Here is a 6,300-nt window from a genome sequence, read left to right on the forward strand (position 1 = left end):
GTACGACTCGGGCGACCACCTGCACCCGAGCGACAGGGGTTACGAGGAAATGGCCGAGGCCTTCGACCTGGACATACTGAAGGGGTCGGCTCCGGCAGAGCTGTGAGCGCCCCTGACGGGGCGCCCCTGAAGGGGCGCTCCGGGAGCCGTCAGTCATCATGCTCACCAGCCACCACGTGCCCGCAGCCTCCCACCGGCGGGAGGGGGCGTGGGTCGGTGCGTCGTATGCCCGTCGCGTAGGTTCGGTCTCAGGTCACCCGCACCGTGTACCGACACCGGGCCGTATGCCCACCCTGCGACGGGCTGACGCACCGGCCCACGACCCCGCACCCCCACCGGACCCCAGGGGCGCGGGGAACTGCGCGACCAGCCACCAACCCACCCGCACCTCTCAAGCCGAAGGCGAAGACGCAGGGGCAGGATCCGTCGCAGGCACCCGCCGCCGACGCCGGCGTTTCAAGAGGGCCCAGGGACCACGCGGCCCCGTAGGCATGGCCGCCGCGACCTCCGTCCCCGCCTCCGACGCCGCCTCCGCGGCGGCACGGGCCACCGGCAGGAACCCCTCGCGGCGGGAGGCATCCGGGCGTTCCTCCTCCGCCGGCCAGAGGCCCAGCGCAGCGCACACCGTGGGAAGGACCGCCATGGCCGCCGTCGCGTAGCCCTCCGCCGAGGGGTGGTAGTTGTCCGGTCCGAAGAGTTCCCGCGGATTCGCCGCGAATTCGGGCCCCAGCAGATCACCCAGCGAAACCGTACGCCCGCCCTGCTCCACCGTGCCGATCGTCTGCGCCGCCGCCAGCTGCCGCGAGGCCCGCCGGGCGAGCCAGCGCAACGGCTGCTGAACGGGCTCGATGGTGCCCAGGTCGGGACACGTGCCGACGACGACCTCGGCACCGGCCGTACGCAGCCGCCGTACCGCCGAGGAGAGATGGCGGACCGAGCGCGTCGCGGGCATGCGATGGGTGACATCGTTCGCGCCGACCATGATCACGCATACGTCGGGGACCCTCCCCGGGTCCCCGAGAGCCAGGCCGACCTGGCGGTCCAGGTCGTCCGACTGGGCACCCGGCAGTGCCACGTTCCGCAGTTCCACCGGCCGCTCGGCCACCGCCGCGAGCCCCGAGGCGAGCAGCGCGCCCGGCGTCTCGCGGGCCCGGCGCACGCCCTGCCCCGAGGCCGTGGAGTCCCCGAGCATGGTCAGCCGCAGCGGCTCCTCGGGCCCGGCATAGGGGTGCCCGTACAGGCCGTCGGCGCTGGGCGGATGCGGACTGTGACCGTTTCCCACCTGTCGCTTCGCCAGCTGCACCTCGGCCAGCACGAGGCCGATCGTCGCCGCGCCCAGTAACCCGATCCCACCGCCGCCGTACGCCGCGCCCGCCGCGATCCGCCGTGCCACCCTCGCCCTCGACAAGCTCGACATGCGAAGCCGCCACCTCCTCAAAGCCCGTACAACCACTGCTTGCCCCGTACAGGCCGTCGCCCAATCTCAACGGCACGTGAACGCCCGGCCCGGGCTTAGGCTGACGGAACCACCCCGACCACTTCTTTTCAGCTCCGGAGACAACGGTGCAATTCCACGACTCGATGATCAGTCTCGTCGGCAACACCCCGCTGGTGAGGCTTAACAGCGTGACCGCCGGTATCCAGGCGACCGTCCTCGCGAAGGTCGAGTACTTCAACCCGGGCGGCTCCGTGAAGGACCGCATCGCCCTGCGCATGATCGAGGCCGCGGAGGAGAGCGGAGCCCTGAAGCCCGGGGGCACGATCGTCGAGCCGACCAGCGGGAACACGGGCGTCGGTCTCGCCATCGTGGCCCAGCAGAAGGGGTACAAGTGCATCTTCGTGTGCCCGGACAAGGTCTCCACCGACAAGATCAATGTGCTGCGGGCGTACGGCGCCGAGGTCGTCGTATGCCCGACCGCCGTGGACCCCGAGCACCCGGACTCGTACTACAACGTCTCCGACCGGCTGGTGCACGAGACCCCCGGTGCCTGGAAGCCGGACCAGTACTCCAACCCCAACAATCCCCTCTCGCACTATCACTCCACCGGCCCCGAGCTGTGGGAGCAGACGGAGGGACGGATCACCCACTTCGTCACCGGGGTCGGGACCGGAGGAACCATCTCGGGTACGGGGCGGTATCTGAAGGACGCGAGTGACGGCAGGGTCCAGGTCATCGGCGCCGACCCCGAGGGCTCCGTGTACTCCGGCGGGTCCGGGCGGCCGTACCTCGTGGAGGGCGTCGGCGAGGACTTCTGGCCCACCGCCTACGACCGGACCGTCGCGGACGAGATCGTCGCCGTGTCCGACAAGGACTCCTTCCAGATGACGCGGCGGCTCGCGAAGGAGGAGGGACTGCTGGTCGGCGGCTCGTGCGGGATGGCCGTCGTGGCGGCGCTGAAGGTCGCCGCGCGGCTCGGGCCAGATGACGTCGTGGTCGTGCTGCTGCCGGACAGTGGGCGCGGATACCTTAGTAAAATTTTCAACGATGAATGGATGGCCGACTACGGCTTCCTTGAGGACAGCGGTCCGAGCGCGCGGGTCGGTGACGTGCTCAGCGACAAGGCGGGCGGTTCCATGCCCTCACTCGTCCACATGCACCCGGACGAGACGGTCGGCGAGGCGATCGAGGTGCTGCGCGAGTACGGCGTCTCGCAGATGCCGATCGTCAAGCCCGGTGCCGGACACCCGGACGTGATGGCCGCCGAGGTCGTGGGCTCGGTCGTCGAACGGGAGCTTCTCGGCGCCCTGTTCACCAAGACGGCCTCGCTGGAGGACCCGCTGGAGAAGCACATGTCGGCGCCGCTGCCGCAGGTCGGCTCCGGTGAGCCGGTGGGCGACCTGATGTCCGTACTCGGCGCCGCCGACGCGGCGATCGTGCTGGTCGAGGGCAAGCCGACCGGCGTCGTCAGCCGGCAGGACCTGCTGTCCTTCCTGGCCAAGAGCAACCGGCAGTAGGACTTCCGGTGAACTGAGCGTGCCGACCGGGAACTTCCGGCGCGCGCGGTCCTCGCGGAACTTCGCGGAAGTGGTACGAGCGCGTCACGTCCGCGCAGCACCGGCTTAACACGCGTCCGGCACATTGGTGGATGTCGGCAAGGGCGGGAGCGGCTCCCCGCCCAGGCCGACGCCGAACGGCGCCAAGGACCTCCGGAGCGGCTCCCGGACCTCCATGGACGCCATGGACGCGCAAGCCCGGCCCTGACCCGGCCCGCGTCCCTCGCGGGGACCGCCGTCGTCCCGCCCCCCGTTCACGGGGGTGCGGCGGTCCCCGCGAATAGCTTTTTCTACGCACCCCCCTTTGCGGCTGAACCGCCGCCGCTCTCGCGGAGCTGGTTGCTCGCCGTCGGGGTTCCTCAATCGATGGTTGCGGCCGTCGTCGTTTGAAAGACGGTGCCTACTCTTCCCAGTCCGAGTCCGACCTGCCCCTGCGGCGGCCGAAAAGTGGGGTGTGGCGGGCGACCTGGACCACGTTGACTCCCACGATGCCCGTCCAGGCGATGAGGAGGCCGGGCAGGTCCGCGACCCCGCCGCCGATCGCGGACAGCGGGACCGCGAGGACCAGCGAGACGATCCCGAAGCCGAAGCGCTCACCGAAGGAGTCGCTGGACTGCGGGGAGCGTGAGCCCCGGGCCACCACCATCTGCTGTTCCGCGAGCTGTCGTCGTACCCGGCGCTCGACCGCGCCGTCCAGGCGCTGCTCGACCTTTTCCAGGAACGAGTCGACCAGCGCGGAGTCGTACTCGTCGCCCAGTTCCCTGCGCGCGTGCAGGGTGGCGTCGAGTTCCTTCTTGAGTTCGGCGTCGCGGGCTTCCATACCGGTCATGTGCTTACGGTAAAGAGCCCGGGCCCGGTTGGCACTAGGGTTAGCCCCCCTGTCCGAGCTGGGCCGTACCCCCGTGTTACTTCGTCAGCCCCTTCTTCTCGGCGTACGAGTTCGCCACGTCCTCGGGGTCCTTCTTGTCCTTGTCGACCTGACGATTGAGCTCGGTGAGGTCCGCGGTGGTCAGGACGTTGCCGAGTTCGGCGAGGGCCTTGCGGACGATCGAGTCGGCCCTGCGGTCGGCGATCAGGGGAACGACGTGCTGGCCGGGGATCAGGTTCTTGGGGTCGGTGAGGACGACCCACCGGTTCTCCTGGATGTCGGTGTCGGTGGTGAAGAGGTTCGCCACGTCCACATCGCCCTTCTTGAGGGCGCCCTTCACCAACGGCCCCGATGAATCAAGCGACTTGAACTCCTTGAACTCCAGGCCGTACACCTCCTCGAGGCCGACCACACCCACCTCGCGCTTCTTCACCTCGGGGGCGGCGCCGATGACGAGCTTGCCGTTCTGCTTCTTCAGGTCGGCGAGGGAGGCGAGGCCGTACTTGTCGGCGGTCTCCCGGGTGACGACGAACGCGTCGGAGTCCTCGGCCATGCCGTACGGCAGCACCTGGAGCCCGGCGGGGAGGGCCATCGCGAGGGCGTTCTGCATCTCGCCCTCCTCGGTGGCCTTCGACTTGGGGTCGACGTAGTGGAGGAGAGCGCCCTGGTACTCGGGGAGCAGGTCGATGTCGCCTCCCTTGATGGCGGGGATGAGGATCTCGCGGGTGCCGAGGTTGGGACGGACGGTCGTCTTGACGCCCGCGGCGTCGAGTACGGCCGCGTAGAGGTAGCCGAGAACCTGGTTCTCGGTGAAGTTGGCGGTGCCGATGGTGATACCGCTCTTGCTGGAGCCACCACCGCCGCCGGCGCCGCCCCCGCCGTCGAGCGAGGTGATGCCGCTGCTGCAGGCGGAGAGCGCAGGGACGGAGGCGGCGGCGAAGAGGCCGCCGAGGAGGGTACGTCGGTTCACAGGGGAGCTCCTAAGTGTGGGTCGCCCCTTTAGGGGCGCGGGGCTGTATCAATTTGCGGCTCCGCCGCGTGGGCGCGATCAGCCACAGACGGCCCGCAGATACGAACCGCCCTTCCGGCGGAGCGCCTACGCGGGGCGGTGCCGGAAGAGGACCCGCTGCAGGCCGCTCAAGGCCAGGTCGAGAACAACGGCGACCACGGCGACAAGCACCGCACCGCCCAGCACCTGCACAAGGTCCCGCTGAGCAAGCCCGTCGAACACATACCGACCCAGCCCGCCGAAAGAGACGTACGCGGCGATCGTGGCCGTCGCCACCACCTGGATCAGCGCGAGGCGCAGGCCCGTCATGATCAGGGGCAGCGCGAGGGGCAGCTCGACCTGGAACAGGACCTGGTGCCAGCGCATGCCCTGGCCCCGCGCGGCGTCCTTCACGTCCGGGTCGACGGCGGTCATGCCCGCGTACGTGTTCGTCACGATCGCCGGGACGGCGAGGGCGACCAACGCGATGTACACCGGCCACATCGACAGGCCGCTGGCCAGGAAGACCAGGACGACCAGGCCGACGGTGGGCAGGGCGCGGCCGAAGGACGCGAGGTTGATCGCGAGGAATGCGCCGCGGCCGGTGTGTCCGATCAGCAGGCCCAGGGGGAGGGCGATCGCGGCTGCCACGAGCGTGGCGAGGAGCGAGTACTGGAGGTGTTCGGCGAGGCGGTGTCCGATGCCGTCGGCGCCGGACCACTGCTCGCCGCTGACCAGCCAGTCGCCGAGGTTCTTGAAGAGTTCGTACATGGGCTCAGGCCGCCCTTTGCTTCCGGTGAGTCCACGGGGTGAGTACGTACTGGAGCGCGACCAGGAGCGCGTCCGCGACCAGGGCCAGCAACAGGGTGAGGACGACGCCGACGATCACCGGCGTGGGGAAGTTGCGCTGGAAGCCGTCCGTGAAGAGCTGGCCCAGGCCGCCGTCGCCGATGTAGGTCGCCACGGAGACGAGCGAGATCGACATGACCGTCGCGATGCGGACGCCCGCCATGATCACCGGGAGCGCGAGGGGGAGCTCGACGGTGAGGAGGGTGCGGAAGGGGCGGGTGCCCATGGCCTTCGCGGCTTCCTTGGTCTTCGCCGGTACCGCGTCGAGGCCCTCGACCGTGTTCCTGAGCAGCACGACGAGGGTGTAGATCGTCAGGCCGATGACGGTGGTGGTGCGGGTGAGCCCGCTGACCGGCAGCAGGAGCACGAAGACCGCGATCGAGGGGATGGTGAACAGGACGTTGGAGAGGCCCAGGAGGAGGCCGCGCAGGGGGCGGATCCGGTGGGCGACCACGGCCAGGGGGAGGGAGATCAGCAGCCCGAAGAAGACGGCGGAGAGGGCGGCCTGGAGGTGGGAGAGGGTGAGGGTGGTGAGGTCGTCGGTGTGGTCGCCTATCCACGACCAGTCGATGGTCATGCCGCACCGCCTTCGGGGGTGGGG

The 6,300-nt window shown here is 69.7% G+C and carries 6 protein-coding genes; 1 reads left to right on the forward strand and 5 read right to left on the reverse strand.

From position 1 onward, the window contains the following. Positions 1-391: 391 nt before the first annotated feature. The gene (locus G5C60_RS48875) at positions 392-1,417 is read right to left on the reverse strand and encodes an SGNH/GDSL hydrolase family protein (protein WP_165270471.1); all 1,026 of its coding nucleotides are present in this window, start codon (positions 1,415-1,417) and stop codon (positions 392-394) included. A 146-nt stretch (positions 1,418-1,563) separates the two neighbouring features. On the opposite strand from G5C60_RS48875, the gene G5C60_RS48880 reads away from it, so the two are divergent. After that, positions 1,564-2,955, forward strand: a complete 1,392-nt coding sequence (locus tag G5C60_RS48880) for a cystathionine beta-synthase (protein WP_165270473.1) — start codon at positions 1,564-1,566, stop codon at positions 2,953-2,955. Between the two features lie 439 nt (positions 2,956-3,394). Here the strand turns inward: G5C60_RS48880 and G5C60_RS48885 are convergent, their stop codons facing one another. The 4 genes from G5C60_RS48885 to G5C60_RS48900 all read right to left on the reverse strand — a co-directional run bounded on the left by G5C60_RS48885 (position 3,395) and on the right by G5C60_RS48900 (position 6,276). Beyond that, positions 3,395-3,823, reverse strand: a complete 429-nt coding sequence (locus G5C60_RS48885) for a hypothetical protein (protein ID WP_165270475.1) — start codon at positions 3,821-3,823, stop codon at positions 3,395-3,397. Between the two features lie 76 nt (positions 3,824-3,899). Continuing rightward, positions 3,900-4,832, reverse strand: coding sequence for a glycine betaine ABC transporter substrate-binding protein (locus tag G5C60_RS48890; protein WP_165270477.1), 933 nt, complete (start codon positions 4,830-4,832; stop codon positions 3,900-3,902). 126 nt (positions 4,833-4,958) lie between these two features. Further along, positions 4,959-5,621 (reverse strand): ABC transporter permease, encoded by a 663-nt coding sequence (locus G5C60_RS48895; protein ID WP_165270479.1) that lies wholly within the window; start codon positions 5,619-5,621, stop codon positions 4,959-4,961. Positions 5,622-5,625: 4 nt separating this feature from the next. Next, positions 5,626-6,276 (reverse strand): ABC transporter permease, encoded by a 651-nt coding sequence (locus G5C60_RS48900; RefSeq protein WP_165270481.1) that lies wholly within the window; start codon positions 6,274-6,276, stop codon positions 5,626-5,628. Between the last annotated feature and the right edge of the window lie 24 nt (positions 6,277-6,300).

The organism is Streptomyces scabichelini (assembly GCF_011045015.1).
Lineage (GTDB): Bacteria > Actinomycetota > Actinomycetes > Streptomycetales > Streptomycetaceae > Streptomyces > Streptomyces scabichelini.

Bases quoted from the DNA above. Each gene is read 5' to 3' on its own strand.
- G5C60_RS48875 (WP_165270471.1), bottom strand. From the start codon at position 1,417: ATGTCGAGCTTGTCGAGGGCGAGGGTGGCACGGCGGATCGCGGCGGGC.
- G5C60_RS48885 (WP_165270475.1), bottom strand. From the start codon at position 3,823: ATGACCGGTATGGAAGCCCGCGACGCCGAACTCAAGAAGGAACTCGAC.
- G5C60_RS48895 (WP_165270479.1), bottom strand. From the start codon at position 5,621: ATGTACGAACTCTTCAAGAACCTCGGCGACTGGCTGGTCAGCGGCGAG.
- G5C60_RS48900 (WP_165270481.1), bottom strand. From the start codon at position 6,276: ATGACCATCGACTGGTCGTGGATAGGCGACCACACCGACGACCTCACC.